This window comes from Priestia sp. LL-8 (assembly GCF_036227845.1).
Taxonomy (GTDB): Bacteria; Bacillota; Bacilli; order Bacillales; family Bacillaceae_H; genus Priestia; species Priestia zanthoxyli.
This window is the reverse complement of sequence record NZ_JAZAQH010000001.1, coordinates 1,051,293-1,066,911: the sequence shown is the minus strand read 5'-3', so window position 1 is coordinate 1,066,911 and position 15,619 is coordinate 1,051,293. Positions and strand designations below refer to the sequence as shown.

Sequence of the window (15,619 nt, the reverse complement as noted above, 5' to 3'; positions counted from 1 at the left end):
TTAAAGCTTTAGATCACGTGAAGACTTGTGATTTCTGTCAATGCTTCGTCTAACACGCGAAGCCCGGCGTCAATTTCTTCTTTTGTAATCGTTAAAGGAGGAATCATTCGAATCACTTCTCCGCTATTTCCACAAAGGTAAAACAGCACCCCTTTTTCCAAACATTTGTCTAAAATCTCAAGAAGAAGATTTCCGTCACCTTGCTTTGTTTTCGGATTAATAATTTCAATTCCAATCATTAGTCCCACTGAACGAATGCTCCCGATAACTTCATGCTTCGCTTTTAAATGCTGAAGCTGATCCGCTGCATATTTCCCCATTGCTTTTGAGTTCTCAATCAGCTTTTCTTCTTTTAATACGTCCAGCGTCGCAAGTGCTGCTGAACAAGCAATGGGATTGCCTCCAAAAGTTGTTCCATGTGTACCAATCGGCCACTTTTCCATGAGCTGTTTAGAAGCTACAGTAGCACTTAACGGAAGTCCTGATGCTATGCCTTTTGCGATTGCCATAATGTCAGGCGTCACGTCAAACGTTTGAGCTGCAAACCACTCGCCGGTACGTCCAAACCCTGTTTGCACTTCGTCAAAAATAAGCAGAATGCCGTGTCTATCACACACTTCTCTTATTTTTTGCAGCCATGCTTTCGGAGGGATTACGTAGCCGCCTTCTCCAAGAACCGGCTCTACAATCATGCACGCCACTTCTTCCGGCGTTACTTGATGCTTAAACAACGTGTCAAAATCTTTTTCTAACTTTTCCACGCAGTAGATTTCCGGATCTTCTCCTTTTGGACACTGAGTCACGTCTGCATAAGGCACTTGATACGTTAAGCCCGATGGCTGAAGAAATTTCCGGTATTTGCTTTTTGATGTCGTCACGCTAAGCGCTCCGAGAGAACGGCCGTGAAAGCAGCCCGTAAATGAAACCGTATAAGGTCTTTGCGTCACGTATTTTGCCAGTTTTAACGCTCCTTCTATTGCTTCAGTTCCGCTATTAGCAAAGAAAAAGCAGTCCAGGCCTCTTGGCAATACTGTTTTTAATTCTTCCGCCAGCTGTAAAATGGATTCATACATAATCACACCTGACGGGCCGTGCATAAGATGATCAACGCTATCTTTAATCGCTTGTACAACTTTAGGGTGACGATGACCTGTATTCGCTGTTGCAATACCTGATGTAAAATCTAAATACGTTTTTCCGTCCGCTCCGTAGTAGTAGCAGCCCTCAGCTTTTACCACCGGTAAATTAGGGTGATCTTTCGCCATGCTTGGTGCTAGTAAATCCGGTAAACTGTTCATTAACTGTGTAAGTGATGCCTGCGTCATCTGACTTCCTCCTCGCAATCTATCAAGTAATGTGTTTGTACTTGTTTTACATGCAAAGAGCGTGCCAAAGACGTTAAAAAACGGAATGTTTTTTTAATTTTCTAACAACTGAAGGCTGACTGATTCCGAGTGCTTCACCTATTTCTGTTGTCGTTTTATACTGTTTTTTTGCTCTTACTAATATCTCTTTTTCCAGCTCGTTTAACGCGTCATTAAGCTTCATTTCCCCATGTTCTTCAACGTACTGAACCCGTTTTTTCCTATGCAGAGAATGCGGCAAATGCTCCATTGTAATCAGCGTTTGTGAAGATACAACCACCGCGTGTTCAATCACATTGATTAACTCTCGTACGTTTCCTTTCCACTCGTGGGAAAGCAGTGCGTGAATAACCGCATTATCAAACGTTCTTTTTCGGTTATATTTCTTTTCAAACTGCTCGGCAAAATGTGTGAGCAGCGGAAAAATATCTTCAGGGCGCTCGTTCAAAGATGGAATGGTAATCGGTACGACGCTTAAACGAAAATATAAATCTTCTCGAAATTCTTTTTCGGCAACGGCTTTTTCTAAATCTTTGTTCGTCGCTGCAATTAAGCGAAAGTCCACGGTTTTAGGCTTTCTTCCTCCAACGGAATAAAACTGTTTTTCTTGAATGAGCTTTAAAATTTTCACTTGATGCGCCGGTGACAGTTCTCCCACTTCATCAAAAAAAAGCGTGCCCCCGTCTGCTAATTCGACCAGCCCCACCTTTCCGTTTTTCGATGCACCGGTAAAAGCCCCTGCTTCATAGCCAAACAGTTCCGCTTCAAATAAATGATCTGGAATTGCCCCGCAGTTCACTTCAATAAACGGCCCTTTGCTTCTTGTACTTTTGTTATGTATCAGCTTGGCTAAGTGCGTTTTCCCTACTCCTGACTGCCCTAAAAGTAAAATATTTACGTCCACGTTCGAAACGTGAACGGCCGTACGAAGAACGTGCTGCATCTTATCGCTGTTGCATACAATTCCTTCAGTTGATAGGTTTTGGTTTCTTAGCAGCATAAGCTCGCTCTTTACGCGCTGCATTTCGCCTTCCATCGCATCAAGATATGTCTTCATTTCCATCAGCTCCGTCACATCGTGAGAATAGCTGACAATTCTTTTAATCTCTCCTTTTTCATCTTTGACAGGAATGCCTGTAACGAGCACTTGCTTGCCTTGTTTAGTTGTTTGTACAAGCGTAATTTTCTTCTTTGTTTCAAGCACAATTGGGGTAACGATTGGCGTAAACAACCCTTGTTTTTCAAGTTCATACACAGACTTTCCGAGCAGTTTTTCAGCTTTTACATCGTAAATGTTTCCCGTTCCTTCATGTATTCGGACAATGATGCCTTTTTCATCCGTGACAAGCAAATCATCTTTTAATGAATGAAGGATCCACTGATTTTCATTCCATTCTGAATTCATGTATGCTCCCCGCTTTCTATTCACTTTTGAATAAAATACAATTCGTTTTTGAATAATGGCATTTATTTTTGAATAATCAATTTATTATATCACGAAGGCTTCTTTTTATTTTGAAACAGTAATTGAAATGAAGTTTAAAATGCATTAATATATCTTTATGAAGTTATAACTTCTTTTTTTAGGAGGCTATATGAATCCATCATTTCAAGAATTAATTAAACATAAATTCCCTGACCTTTCTCGCGGTCAGAAAAAAGTAGCGGAGTTTCTCGTTAATTTTATGGAAAAAGGCTCGCTGTACACGGCCGGGCAAATTGGCAAAGAAGCAGGTGTCAGTGAAACAACCGTTATTCGCCTAGCTTACGCACTTGGGTTAAATGGTTTTTCAGATTTGCAGGAGCTAATGCGAAAAGAATGGCTTTCTTCTGCCGAATCAAAAGAAGCAGCTAACAAGCATGCAGCTGATTCTGCAGCGGAAGAAAAGAAACCTTTTAGTGAATGGCTTTCCCCCGTTGACGAAAAGGATTTATCTCAAGCTGTAGATGCGCTTATCAAAAGTGATCAAGTGTATATTGCGGGTTTCCGTGAATCTCATACGGCAGCCTACTGGCTGTATTATAAAATGAATCAGCTTCGCAATCATGTTCTTTTATCTTTTCCAACTGGATTCTTGCTTGAAACGCTATGCAATCTCACGAGCGCATCAACCGTTGTGGTATTTTCACTGCCGCGCTATACAAAAGAAGCGCTTGAAGTAGCTCAGCAGGCTAAAAAACAAGGAGCAAAAGTCATTGCCATTACAGACCGCCGTCTGTCTCCGGTAGGCCAAATCGCTGATATCACGCTTTTAGCCGGCACAACCGAACATATTTTATCACTTCTTGCCCTATCGCAAGTTGTAATTGGCAGCATGCAAAAAAGAGATGAAAAAACGGCTGGAAAACGACAGGAACACTTGGAAAAGCTCTATGCCGAGCAAGGCATCTTTTTAGAATAAATGATCAAAAGAAAGGAAGTAAATATATGACTGAAGCTTTAACGATTCGTTCACTTATAACAACCAATGAACTAGAAGAAGTACGCGCATTAGAAAGCCGCGTCTGGGGAGAAGAAGAAGCAACGCCTGTTCACCAAACTTTGACCGCTGTTAAAAACGGAGGTCTTGTTCTCGGTGCGTTTCTAGATGAAAAGCTGATTGGCTTTCAATATAGCTTTCCAGGGTTTGATGGAACTTGCGTCTACTTATGTTCTCATATACTAGCAGTTGACCCTGCCTATCGCAGCATGGGCATTGGCGCTAAGCTTAAGCATGCGCAGAGACAGGAAAGTAAAAAAAAGGGTTATTCATATATCAGCTGGACGTACGATCCGTTAGAAAGCGCCAACGGGTATTTAAATATTGGAAAGCTTGGAGCCGTTTGTTCTACATATATTGAAAACTGCTACGGAGACATGAATGATCCGTTAAATGCTGACTTGCCTTCTGATCGATTCGTTGTAGAATGGGCATCTTTAGAGGATACAAAACGAGCTCAGCCTCTCTATACGCCAGATCAAATAATGGAGGCATCGCTTACTCAATGGACGTTAACGGATGAAGGGTTTCCTTCTGTTACAAATATTGATGAAAAACTGTTAAATGATGAGGTTGTAGCTGTAGCTATCCCATCTGCTTTTCAGCAAATGAAAGAAGTCTCTCCTTCTCTTGCATTGGACTGGCGGATGCGTACAAGATACGTATTTCAAGCGTGTTTTGCAAAAGGATTTGAAGTAACAGGTTTTATGAAGCATCCAGAAAGCAGCGCACCCGTTCATTTTTATATTTTAACGAAAAAAGAGGTGCAAAAATGAAGATAAAACACGTCATTTTACGGCATTTAAAAATGGATTTACTTCATCCGTTTACGACAAGTCTTGGAAAAGAAGTGGATCGAGATTTTATTTTAGTAGAAATTCAAGACGAAGACGGACAATCCGGCTGGGCTGAATCCGTAGCGTGCGCAGATCCTTTTTATAAAGAAGAAACGCTTAAAACAAACTGGCACATTATGGAGGATTTTTTAATTCCTTTGCTTCAACAGAAAGAAATTCAGCATCCTGATGAAGTATCCCAACGCTTTGCTCATATTCGAGGCAATTACATGGCAAAAGCGGCGTTAGAAGGCGCAGTTTGGGATTTGTATGCGCGGAGGCAAAACCTCTCTCTATCTAAAGCGTTAGGAGGCAGTAAAAGTCAAATTGAAGTTGGTCTTAGCGTTGGCATTCAGCCTACGATTGACGAAACGCTTCGCAAAATTGAAGTCGGATTAAATGAAGGATATAAGCGAATCAAAATTAAAATTAAGCCGGGCTGGGATCTTAACTTGACGCGCGCGGTTCGAAACGAATTTCCTTCTATTCCCCTAATGGTTGATGCGAACTCTGCTTATACGCTTGCAGATGCTGATCACCTTGCTCAGCTTGACGAGTTTGATTTAATGATGATTGAACAGCCGTTAGCTCATGATGATTTAATTGATCACGCTGAACTGCAGGCCCGCATGCGCACGCCTATTTGCTTGGATGAAAGCATTCATTCAGCTGAAGACGTTCGAAAAGCTATTAAACTTGGAAGCACGCAAATTATTAACATTAAAATTGGCCGGGTAGGCGGACTAACCGAAGCCAAAAAAATTCATGACCTTTGTCAAACTCACGGTGTACCCGTATGGTGCGGCGGTATGCTCGAATCAGGTGTAGGACGAGCACATAATATTGCCATTACCACACTGGCTAATTTTACGCTTCCCGGAGATACGGCTGCATCATCTAAATACTGGCCGCGTGATATCGTTCACCCGGAAATCACAGTCGACAACGGTATTATTTCCGTTCCTGATACACCGGGCATTGGCTATGAACCTGACCGTGACCAGATACAAGCGTTAACTTTACACGAAAAAACCTATACTTGCTGACCTTGAAGATCCTGGACCAAAAGTATGTTAGTTGAAGAAAGATCCGAACGATGAATCGTTCGGATCTTTTTATTGTGATGATAAACGTGAACGTAGGTTTCATGTATGTAGTGGCTTCTAGCTGTGGATTGGAGGGCAAGACGAAGACTCCTGCGGGAAAAGCGGAACAGATGAGACCCCGCAGGAGCGTATGCGACGAGGAGGCTCATCAACCGCCCGCGGAAAGCGAAGTCTTGCACGGAAATCCACAGCGGCGTAACAAGCGATCCTACTAGCTCATTTATCACATTTGTTCGTCTTTAGATTGGATTGATCTAGTCTTCTTGTAGGCTCCTCTCCCGAGATGATACGTGCCTTGGCAAGATAAACAAACATATTAGCAAAAATGGTCTTATGCACAATCCTTCTAGTAATAAATGAATATAAATAGAGTGTAAGGGACATGCAAGGGTATATTCATTACAAATTTTAGAAGAAAGGAGCATACTGATGAATATTGAAATTGGAATTGCCATTTTCGTGTTTACAATGACAATGCTCGTCATTTTTTGGAGGCCAAACGGCATCAACGAAGCATGGCCGGCAGCCATAGGAGCAGCCATTATCCTGCTTACAGGGATTGTATCCAAATCAGACATTGTTGATATTTTCGCAAAGATAAGCGGCGCTTCTATTACCATTATTGCCACCATTGTCATGGCCGTCATATTAGAAAGTTTTGGATTCTTCCACTGGGCAGCTGCACGACTAGTGAGTTTATCCAAAGGCTCAGGGTACCGATTATATTGGTACATTCAACTGCTTTGCTTTTTAATGACTTTACTATTTAATAATGACGGCAGTATTTTAATTACCACTCCAATTTTAATTCTACTTTTGAAAAACCTTCAGCTAAAACCCCACCAGCAGATCCCCTACCTTTTAAGTGGAGCGCTTATTGCTACCGCTTCCAGCGCGCCTATAGGTGTAAGTAATATTGTCAATTTGATTGCCTTAAAAATTGTTCACATGTCGCTTTATATGCACACGGCGATGATGTTTGTACCGGCGACACTTGGTTTATTATTTATGTCTTGGCTCATGTATACGGTCGTAAAACGCCATTTGCCAAAAAAACTGCCGCATGCTTCAAAAGATATAGAAGAAAGTTTCTTTACGAAACAGTTTCACCCCTTAAAAGGAAGCATTTCTGTTGAAACAAAACGTAAACGCACACAATTTATGCTGAAAGTTTTATTATTTGTGTTTGTTATGCGCTGTCTCCTATTTGTCGCCTCTTATTTCGGCATACCAATCGAATTGGTTGCTGTACTGGGCTCACTGATCTTACTCATTTGGAGATGGTATCACTTACGTACAAACCCAATTGATATTTTAAAGAAAACGCCATGGCACATTTTCGTTTTTGCATTTTCGATGTACGTTATTATTTACGGACTGCATAACGTAGGGTTAACGGAGCTGCTTGTAAAAGTTTGCGAACCAATTGTAAATCGAGGACTTTTTGAAGCAAGCTTTATCATGGGAGGACTTGTTTCTATTCTTTCCAACTTGTTTAACAATCACCCCGCCCTGATGGTCGGAACCATTACCTTGACTGAAATGGGGCTCGATCCTATTACTCTTAAAACCATTTATCTTGCTAATATTATTGGAAGTGATATGGGCTCGCTTTTATTGCCGATTGGAACACTAGCTTCTCTTATCTGGATGCATATTTTAAAAGAAAATCATATCAAGATAAAATGGAAAGATTATTTAAAAGTATCACTTATCGTTATCCCGCTTACCACGATCGTTACTCTTTTCCTTCTATTCTACTGGGTGCAGCTCATTTTTTCTTAATACTGATTTACAGGACGGATTGTACTCTTTTGAAGCTTACAGTCCGTCAGAAATAAACAAATGTCTCCCATAAAAACCCCACTATATTTTTCTATTGTTTTTTATAGATACACATTCACCCAATAAAAACATTTTTTTACATTCACTAATTATTTAGAACAATTTAAAAAGAAAATCAATAAATATATTGAATCGAATTTCGTTCATGTGATAAGATATGGTTATATTGTTACTTTAACAATACATAGAGCGAATGAAGTAGAAAATATGCAGATGCATAGAACTTTCTAAACCCCACACGCAACACTTAGAAAGTGACATTCATTTTCTCAGTAACACCCATACCTTTCTGAAAAGAGTGAGTACATTAGACTTGCTCTTTTTGTCTGTTTACTAGCAAGGTGCACTCCTTATGTAAGGCCTTGTTTTGCAATAAGACGACAAAAAAACAGGTAACTAAGCATGCCGCTTCTTACCTGTTTTTATATGCTAAAATGATAAAATCAAATTCTATCGCGCGAACGCCCTTTACGAAATTGATTTTAATTCTTCAATTAATTGAAAAAATTTCTCTTTGTTTCTTTCTTCTAATGTTTGATCGACTTCACGTAAAATTTGATCTCTTCTAAAATCTCGGATAGCCTTATTTAATACCATTTTAGCAAATATAGAATCGAGGATATCCATACGGATGGGCTGCGAGTCTGTCGGGTGCTTTTCGATATAAATCCACTCCTATCCTTTCCTCTATTATAACAAATTCTAGCAATGTATCAAAATTTCATCGAGATATGCGCTGTTGTGAAATAGCTTCGTATTCTGTTTCTAGTTCTTGAAGCGTAAGCTCATATAGCTGCTTGTTTCCTTTTTTATAAACCCCTGCATCCAGCAATAAATCAATCATTGATGTTTTTTTACATTGTATGTGAGAGTAAGGTTGTTTTGTCATCGTTACACCGCCTATTTTACACTTAAAAATGAAATGATTTCTCTATCTTTCACGACCTTTCTTTATCATACGGCCCGTCCTTTAGCTTACTGTGAAGAAAATGTTAAATTTATGTAATAATGCATAAAAAGAGGCCGGGACAGATGAAGCTGTATTCACCATAACAAAAAAAACGAACCACTAATCAAACTTGTTGATCAATGGTTCGTTTTTCACTCGGGCTAAAATACTTTTGTCCCAGCCTCTTAGTTCTTCTATTAAAAATCAAAGTTGTCCGGATCTGGACCTACTCGGTGATTTTGGTTTAATTCATTAATTTTACTTATGTCTTCAGCATCCAATTCAAAATCAAATAACGATGAATTTTCAACAATACGATGTTCTTTTGTCGATTTTGGAATCGTTACAACTCCGTTTTGCAGATCCCATCGCAGAATAATTTGAGCAACTGATTTACCGTGTTTTTCAGCAATTCCTTTTAACACATCGTTATCTAATAGTTCTCCTTGCATAAGCGGAGACCATGCTTCTAGCTGAATATCATGCTTTTGACAAAAAGCATGCAGCTCTTTTTGCGTCAAACGAGGATGATATTCCACTTGGTTAATAACAGGCTTAACATCTGTATCTTTCATTAAATCTTCTAAATGATGAATTTGAAAATTGCTTACGCCCACAGCTCTTACTTTTTCTTCTTTATACAGCGTTTCTAATGCTTTCCACGCTGCTTTATACTTACCTTCTACCGGCCAGTGAATTAAGTATAGATCTAAATATTCTAAGCCAAGCTTTTGTAAGCTTGTTTCGTAAGCAGCCAGTGTCTCTTCATAGCCTAAATCTGCGTTCCAAACTTTTGATGTAACAAAAATGTCTTCGCGTGAAAGACCAGCTTCTTTCAGGCCTTGGCGAATTCCTTCCCCCACACCTTCTTCATTTTCATAAATAGCTGCCGTATCGATGCTTCGGTAGCCTTTAACAATAGCTGTTTTCACCGCGTTCACTAATTCAGGCCCTTCTTCTACCTTAAATACACCTAATCCAAGCCAAGGCATTTTGACTCCGTTGTGAAGTGTTACTGTATCTTGCAAATGATTACTCATTATAAAAACCCCCTGCTAATTTCTTTACATTTGTTATTATGAAACAGGAAAAAAGAAAAAGATAGAACCCACTTTAAAGTAAGTTAGGAACTTCAAAGTTCTAAGGTAACTTTTTAGTAACCTTCTATCCCACTTAAAAATCACTAAAAAAGAATCCTCCGCAGAGAATTCTTTTTTGCTTTTATTTAACGTTTATATTGACTGCTGAACTTGTATTTCCAGCGGCATCTTTTGCCGTCACAGCCAGCTTTACGCCTGCTTTTTGTTTTGGAATCGTTACTTTAAACTGTCCTTTGCTATCTGCTTTGCCTGATCCGATTACTTTTGTACCGCTTTTAATCGTAATCACGGCATTTGCTTCCGTTTTTCCAGAGAGAAACGTGGACAAAGACGTAACGGCATTCACTGCCGGAGGTGCCGGCGGGGTTGTGTCTTGCACTTTTACAATTTTATACGGACTGTATCCTACTTTATTTTGCAGAACTGCCGTCACTTCCGTTCCTGCTTTTTGAGCAGGAATTTTCACGCTGAACTTGCCGGTTGCATCAATTTTCCCACTCGCAATAATCTTTCCGCCTACTTTAATATAAATAGACGCATTTTTTTCTCCTGTTCCCGTTACCGCTGTACTTTTTTCAGTAAGCGTATTAACGGCTGGAAGCGCCGGTTTTGTCTGCGCGGCACTAACTGTTACAAACGTGTTGGAGCTGTAGTTATTGGCTGCATCTTTTGCAATAACAGCTAATTTTGTAGCAGCAGGCTGCTTTGGAATGGTGATGCTGAACGTTCCATCCGATTTTGCATTTCCTTTGCCAATTACTTTTTTGTCAATTTTCACATGCACTTCTGCTCCTGCTTCTGTGCTTCCCGTTACTACTGTATCTTGATTGCTTACACCGTTCACTTTTGGTGTAACGGGTGCTGTTTTATCCTGCACGGTTACGGTTACAGCTGGACTTACGCCCGCTGCGTTTCCAGCCGTTACAGACAGCTTGCTTCCTGCTTTTTGTTTCGCAATCGAGATGCTGTATGTTCCTTTGGTATCTGCTTTTCCTGCTGCAAGCTGAAGACTTCCGTTTTTAATGATAACCATCGCATTTGCTTCTGCTGTACCCGTAACAGCTGTACTTCGATCACTCACTTCATTCACTGTCGGTTTTATCGGAGCTTTTTGCTTTGCTGTAACGATTACAGTGGATACAGAGCTGCTATTTCCTGCTGCATCTTTTGCTTGTACGCTTAGCTTTGTATTCGCTTTTTGCAGAGAAATGGTAACAGAAAACGCTCCATTTGCACCTGCTTTAGCCGTTCCCACAGTTGTTGTTCCTGCTTTTACAGTAACCGTCGCATTTGCTTCTGCTGTACCTGTAACTTTTGTATCTTGATCACTTACTGCGTTTACTTTTGGCGCAGCTGGTGCCGTTTTATCCTGTACGGTCACCGCAGTGGCTGAACTTGTTCCACCTGCATTTTGAACCGTCACGTACAGCGTGCTTCCTGCTTTTTGTTTCGCAATTGAGATGCTGTAATTTCCTTTAGCATCTGCGTTGCCTGCTGCAAGCTGAAGACTTCCGTTTTTAACGATGACCGTCGCATTTGCTTCAGCCGTTCCTTTAATCATTGTATCTTGATCACTTACTTCATTTACTTTTGGTGCAAGCGGTGCTTTTAACGTAGATTTAACCGCAAAAGAAGGCGCTTGGCTTTCGTTTCCTGCTTTATCTTTTGCACTTACCGCTATTGTTGTTCCGCCTATTTGTACTGGAATTGAAACAGTAAATGTACCGTTGCCATCCGCTACTGCAGAGAACGTTGCATCGCCTGCTTTTACCGTCACGGCGGCGTTTGCTTCTGTTACGCCTGTTACGGTCGTATCTTGGTCACTCACTTCATTTACAATAGGAACCGAAGGCGGCGTTTGATCCGTTACGGTCACTACTGTGGCCGTGCTTTCATTTTCAGCTGCATCTTTAGACGTTACCGACACTTTGGTATCTGCTGGCTGCTTGGCAATCGTAATTGAAAATTTTCCGCTTTCATCAGCAAGACCCGTTCCAATTACTTCATTTTCCACTTTGGCAATAACAGAAGCATTTGGTTCTGTCACGCCCGTAAGCGATGTTTGGTTATCTCCTAATGCATTAACTGAAGGTGCATCAGGCGCAACCATATCTTTCGGTGCTTCTTGCTCCTGCTCTTTTCGCGGATATTTTGTTGTATAAAAACTTAAAAGAGTAGTTGTTGGATAATAAAAATCTAAAATTTCACGATAGTCTTTTCCTAGGCTTGCCATTTTTTGAGCGCCGTATTGACTCATTCCAACACCGTGTCCATTTCCTTTCCCATTAAAAGTTGTTGATGTGCTTGTTTCATTTGTTTCCGTTACAAGCAGACTAAGCATCGCACGGCTGTTTAACATCGATTTTAGCTTCGTCGATGTTAAATCTGTCAATTCTAAATGATGAACCACTAGTTTTTGCGAACTGTCTACATCTCCTTTAACGAGATAGTCTACTGTAATCGCACCTTTAGTCACACGACCTCCTGATGAAGGAGCATAAAAACTCACCTTTGGAATGGACGTAATTTTAATCGTTTTACCAGGATGCTTATTGGCTACTAACCATGACTTCAAATTATCCGTAACGGTTTTATCTTTTTCAGAAACCGTATTCCACCAAGCGCTATAGTTGGCTAAATCTTTTTCTGTTAAATCAATTTGCGTTTTTTGAATAGCTAACGTCCAAGGCGTCTGCTTATCGTATGGATCTTCTTTCACCGGGAAATAAGAAAGCTGAGTTCCTCCCCAGGCATTGCTGTTTGATTCCGTTCTTCCACCGTTGCTTGATGAGAAAACGGCGTTGATTAATTTATTGTTATAGGTTACTACTTGTCCGAATGTCTGATCTACTGCTTGGTTTGTGCTGTCATACCACGTATAGCCACCGTACACTTGATAGCTTACCGTGTCATTGATTACTTTTCCTGCATAGCTCATTGCGTATGTTCTCGCTGCTACTGCCTGAGTTTTTAAGGCTTGCAGATTCCAAGATGTATAGACTTCATTTGGCACAACGCCTTTTAAATAGTCTTCAATCGGCAGCGTATTAACAGGTCTGACGTACGTTCCTTTTTCATTTGTAAACGCAACGTCCCCTAAGTATTGTCTGCCGTTAATAGATACGGGATTTTTATAAAGAGACGGTGTAATTTCAAAGCTTGTAAAATCACCTAAGACCGTGCTTCCTTGTTTTAAAGTGACACCTTGAGTTGTTGCGGTTACCGTATACTCTGTATTTGCCTTTAAGACCAAATCCGAGTTTTTAATAGTGTATAAATAAGACGGCTTAATTGTAATTGCATGCTGATCTCCTAAATAATTTACTAATTTTACAGACACAACTGGTTCTACCGTTTCAGCTTTCACGCTAGCAAGCGGCGTGAATTGAAACAGCAGTACGCTTAGTACTAAAGCTAATGCCGTTAACTTTCTCATCTTGTTCCCCCATTTTCATGTACTGTCTAATGCATGTTACTATCACTTTTTATATCGACACCGTTTTATAGAAACTGAAGCATTTTACCTAATTTTCTTTTCTGCTCGTCCACTTTTTTGTCGAAAAAACGCTTTTTTTATATCATATGAACGACAAAAAAACGTGTGACATAAATCAATTGATTTAGTCACACGCTTTTATAGGTCTTTTCACCTTTTATTTTTTCATTTCTTCATATGCCACGATACCGTCTGCAACATGATTCATCAGCTTTATAAGATAGGCCTGATCAGACAGGTTCCGGTCTTCTTCTGGATTCGTCATATATCCGAGCTCCACTAGCGTTACGGGTACAGTCGACCAGTTAAACCCTGAAAGATCACTGCGATAACGAATGCCGTCTACTTCGACAAACTGATCTTTTTTCACCTCTGTCAGAATAGCTTGAGATGCCTGCAGACTGCTTTGATAAATAGGTTTTGTATAAGAATTATCTTCTGCAGGAGTGAGCACAGAAAGTCCTTTTACAGAACTATTTTCAGAACCATCTGCATGTATCCGCACGTGTAAGTCAGCTTTCGAATTGTTCGCAAGCTCCGCTCGTTCCCGGTTGCTAATATTCACATCGTGAGAACTGCGAGTAAGCTTTACGGTTATGCCTTTTTCTTCGAGCAGTTGTTTTAATATCATAGACGCTTCTAACGTCAGCTTGTATTCCGGCTTCTTGGTGACCACACCTGATGTGCCTCCGGAAACCTTTATTTTTGTTTCTGCTGCTCCCGGTCCGATTGGCTCTTTCTCTAGGTTAGCATGAGCTTGATGACCAGGGTCAATGTAGACTAAAAATGGAGGCGGATCCGCTTTTTCAGGCATGTTGTTTTTTACATTTTTCATTTCATTACCTGCTTCATGAGGCTGTACTGCTTGGAACTGTGAGATGGGCTGCTTCACTCTTTCTCCCTGCGCATGAGCTTTTGGTACATTTCCGCTAACGACGGCTTTCTCTGTTTGACCTTTCATCATAAAGAAAAGTGAGAGTACTGCTACTATTGCAACAATACCTATTCCATAACTCCATACTAAGCGCTTCATCTTCGCTCACCAAACTTTCGAATAGAGTGGGATGTTCCTTATGTTAAAGTACAAAATGTGTTAACGTTATTATCTCATAGAATATGGATTTTTTTGTATAAAACGTTAAAAATAATATCGGCAATATGTTATGTATATGCAAACAAAAACAACACTACATAATGTAGTGTTGTTTTCCAAAAAAATGACGGATGGTTAAATCCGTTTTGCACCAATATAACGTGCTTTCCAGTAGCTGTTGCTAAGAGATGTAATTGTCACTCCTTTAGACGTAGAAGCTTGAAGAAACTGATTGTTCCCTAAGTACACGCCTACATGTGAAGGACCTTTTTTATACGTTTGAAAGAAAACTAAATCTCCTTTTTGAAGCTTTGCTTTTGAAACGCTTGTCCCTACTCGATACATTTGTTCCGTTGTGCGCGGAAGTGTTTTTCCAGCTTTTTTGAAAATGTATTGAATAAATCCAGAGCAGTCAAAACCTTTTGTTGTTGTGCCTCCCCATTTATAAGGAACACCCATTAATTTTTTACCAGTAGCAATAGCCGTGTCTTTGTATGAATATGACGCTGCTTCCACTGTTTGAGCAGGTGCAATAAACGGACTGGCTCCGCTAAATAAAACTGCAGCTGCCGCTATAGACCCAATGATGGCTTTTTTCATTTTTTTCCTCCATTATGTAACCGAACGTTACGTTTCTATGAACCTATTTTTCAATGTGTTCGGTTTAATTATAATGAAAAAAGCCTCAAAAACTATTACGCTATGATTAAATAATGTTACAAAATGGTTACTTAGGAATTTTTATCTTTAGTTGTTTATAAAAAAGAGGATGGGACAAAAGCATTTTTCACTTAGGGAAAAACGAACCACTAATCAGCATGTCTGATTAGTAGTTCGTTTTTTTGTGGTTGTGAACATAGTATTATTTGTTTCGTTCCTTCTAGCAGTTGATTGGAGGAAAAGGCGAAGACTCCTGCGGGAAAAGCGGAGCAGGTGAGACCCCGCAGGAGCGCAAGCGACGAGGAGGCTCAGCGCCCGCCCGCGGAAAGCGAAGCCTTGCACGGAAATCAACTGCGGTGTCACAAGCAGTCCAGGTCATGTATCTCATTTATTCGTCTTTAGGCTGGATTCATTTCATTATGTCTCAGTTTTTTTCTTTTTGCTGTTTCAAAATTAAGTCCTGTTTCGCTTTAGCATCATGATGCTGCGCTAACTCGCGTGAAAATTCTTCATTTGCTTGATCCGGAGCAATTTTTAACTCTTTTGGTGTTTGAGGCAGTGACCCTTTGTTGTTATGTGATGATTTGTGATTATTTGCTCTTCCCATGTTGTGACCTCCTTGTATCAATCATTTGTTTTTCATCTTTAGTTACTATTCCCAACTTTTCAAAGCAAATTCAAACGAAAAAA

Annotated in this window: 13 protein-coding genes; 4 read left to right on the top strand and 9 right to left on the bottom strand. The window is 40.2% G+C overall.

What is annotated here, in order from left to right:
- Nucleotides 1-8 precede the first annotated feature (8 nt).
- Nucleotides 9-1,325 carry an aspartate aminotransferase family protein gene (locus U9R83_RS05445; protein ID WP_014461245.1) on the bottom strand — a complete coding sequence of 439 codons (1,317 nt, stop codon included), beginning with the start codon at nt 1,323-1,325 and terminating at the stop codon, nt 9-11.
- Nucleotides 1,326-1,398: 73 nt separating this feature from the next.
- Nucleotides 1,399-2,769, bottom strand: a complete 1,371-nt coding sequence (locus U9R83_RS05440) for a sigma-54 interaction domain-containing protein (protein ID WP_014461246.1) — start codon at nt 2,767-2,769, stop codon at nt 1,399-1,401.
- A gap of 190 nt (nt 2,770-2,959) precedes the next feature.
- On the opposite strand from U9R83_RS05440, the gene U9R83_RS05435 reads away from it, so the two are divergent.
- The 4 genes from U9R83_RS05435 to U9R83_RS05420 all read left to right on the top strand — a co-directional run bounded on the left by U9R83_RS05435 (nt 2,960) and on the right by U9R83_RS05420 (nt 7,571).
- The gene (locus tag U9R83_RS05435) at nt 2,960-3,766 is read left to right on the top strand and encodes a MurR/RpiR family transcriptional regulator (protein WP_014461247.1); all 807 of its coding nucleotides are present in this window, start codon (nt 2,960-2,962) and stop codon (nt 3,764-3,766) included.
- 26 nt (nt 3,767-3,792) lie between these two features.
- Nucleotides 3,793-4,620: a GNAT family N-acetyltransferase gene (locus U9R83_RS05430; protein WP_014461248.1), complete on the top strand. Its 828-nt coding sequence runs from the start codon at nt 3,793-3,795 to the stop codon at nt 4,618-4,620.
- Nucleotides 4,617-5,726, top strand: coding sequence for an o-succinylbenzoate synthase (menC, locus tag U9R83_RS05425; protein ID WP_328575099.1), 1,110 nt, complete (start codon nt 4,617-4,619; stop codon nt 5,724-5,726). Before U9R83_RS05430 ends, menC begins: the two co-directional genes overlap by 4 nt.
- A gap of 489 nt (nt 5,727-6,215) precedes the next feature.
- On the top strand, nt 6,216-7,571 hold the full coding sequence (locus U9R83_RS05420) for an arsenic transporter (protein WP_014461251.1): 1,356 nt from the start codon (nt 6,216-6,218) through the stop codon (nt 7,569-7,571).
- Nucleotides 7,572-8,099: 528 nt separating this feature from the next.
- Here the strand turns inward: U9R83_RS05420 and U9R83_RS05415 are convergent.
- From U9R83_RS05415 to U9R83_RS05385, 7 genes are all read right to left on the bottom strand, one after another.
- A complete protein-coding gene (locus U9R83_RS05415) occupies nt 8,100-8,258 on the bottom strand; it encodes an IDEAL domain-containing protein (protein WP_013055775.1) in 159 nt (52 codons plus the stop codon).
- A gap of 94 nt (nt 8,259-8,352) precedes the next feature.
- Nucleotides 8,353-8,520 (bottom strand): Fur-regulated basic protein FbpA, encoded by a 168-nt coding sequence (locus U9R83_RS05410; protein ID WP_014461252.1) that lies wholly within the window; start codon nt 8,518-8,520, stop codon nt 8,353-8,355.
- A 257-nt stretch (nt 8,521-8,777) separates the two neighbouring features.
- On the bottom strand, nt 8,778-9,620 hold the full coding sequence (locus U9R83_RS05405) for an aldo/keto reductase (protein ID WP_155010379.1): 843 nt from the start codon (nt 9,618-9,620) through the stop codon (nt 8,778-8,780).
- A 181-nt stretch (nt 9,621-9,801) separates the two neighbouring features.
- A complete protein-coding gene (locus U9R83_RS05400; RefSeq protein WP_328575098.1) occupies nt 9,802-13,116 on the bottom strand; it encodes an Ig-like domain-containing protein in 3,315 nt (1,104 codons plus the stop codon).
- A gap of 217 nt (nt 13,117-13,333) precedes the next feature.
- A complete protein-coding gene (locus U9R83_RS05395) occupies nt 13,334-14,209 on the bottom strand; it encodes an N-acetylmuramoyl-L-alanine amidase family protein (RefSeq protein WP_328575097.1) in 876 nt (291 codons plus the stop codon).
- A gap of 195 nt (nt 14,210-14,404) precedes the next feature.
- On the bottom strand, nt 14,405-14,869 hold the full coding sequence (locus U9R83_RS05390) for a C40 family peptidase (RefSeq protein WP_060746550.1): 465 nt from the start codon (nt 14,867-14,869) through the stop codon (nt 14,405-14,407).
- Nucleotides 14,870-15,353: 484 nt separating this feature from the next.
- Nucleotides 15,354-15,536, bottom strand: a complete 183-nt coding sequence (locus U9R83_RS05385) for a YfhD family protein (RefSeq protein ID WP_098626094.1) — start codon at nt 15,534-15,536, stop codon at nt 15,354-15,356.
- Nucleotides 15,537-15,619: the final 83 nt, after the last annotated feature.

What these genes read in the sequence shown, in the direction of transcription:
- U9R83_RS05410 (WP_014461252.1), bottom strand. Translation starts at nt 8,520, where the DNA reads ATGACAAAACAACCTTACTCTCACATACAATGTAAAAAAACATCAATG.
- U9R83_RS05440 (WP_014461246.1), bottom strand. Translation starts at nt 2,769, where the DNA reads ATGAATTCAGAATGGAATGAAAATCAGTGGATCCTTCATTCATTAAAA.
- U9R83_RS05415 (WP_013055775.1), bottom strand. Translation starts at nt 8,258, where the DNA reads ATGGATATCCTCGATTCTATATTTGCTAAAATGGTATTAAATAAGGCT.
- U9R83_RS05390 (WP_060746550.1), bottom strand. Translation starts at nt 14,869, where the DNA reads ATGAAAAAAGCCATCATTGGGTCTATAGCGGCAGCTGCAGTTTTATTT.
- menC (WP_328575099.1), top strand. Translation starts at nt 4,617, where the DNA reads ATGAAGATAAAACACGTCATTTTACGGCATTTAAAAATGGATTTACTT.
- U9R83_RS05395 (WP_328575097.1), bottom strand. Translation starts at nt 14,209, where the DNA reads ATGAAGCGCTTAGTATGGAGTTATGGAATAGGTATTGTTGCAATAGTA.
- U9R83_RS05435 (WP_014461247.1), top strand. Translation starts at nt 2,960, where the DNA reads ATGAATCCATCATTTCAAGAATTAATTAAACATAAATTCCCTGACCTT.
- U9R83_RS05420 (WP_014461251.1), top strand. Translation starts at nt 6,216, where the DNA reads ATGAATATTGAAATTGGAATTGCCATTTTCGTGTTTACAATGACAATG.
- U9R83_RS05445 (WP_014461245.1), bottom strand. Translation starts at nt 1,325, where the DNA reads ATGACGCAGGCATCACTTACACAGTTAATGAACAGTTTACCGGATTTA.
- U9R83_RS05430 (WP_014461248.1), top strand. Translation starts at nt 3,793, where the DNA reads ATGACTGAAGCTTTAACGATTCGTTCACTTATAACAACCAATGAACTA.
- U9R83_RS05400 (WP_328575098.1), bottom strand. Translation starts at nt 13,116, where the DNA reads ATGAGAAAGTTAACGGCATTAGCTTTAGTACTAAGCGTACTGCTGTTT.
- U9R83_RS05405 (WP_155010379.1), bottom strand. Translation starts at nt 9,620, where the DNA reads ATGAGTAATCATTTGCAAGATACAGTAACACTTCACAACGGAGTCAAA.
- U9R83_RS05385 (WP_098626094.1), bottom strand. Translation starts at nt 15,536, where the DNA reads ATGGGAAGAGCAAATAATCACAAATCATCACATAACAACAAAGGGTCA.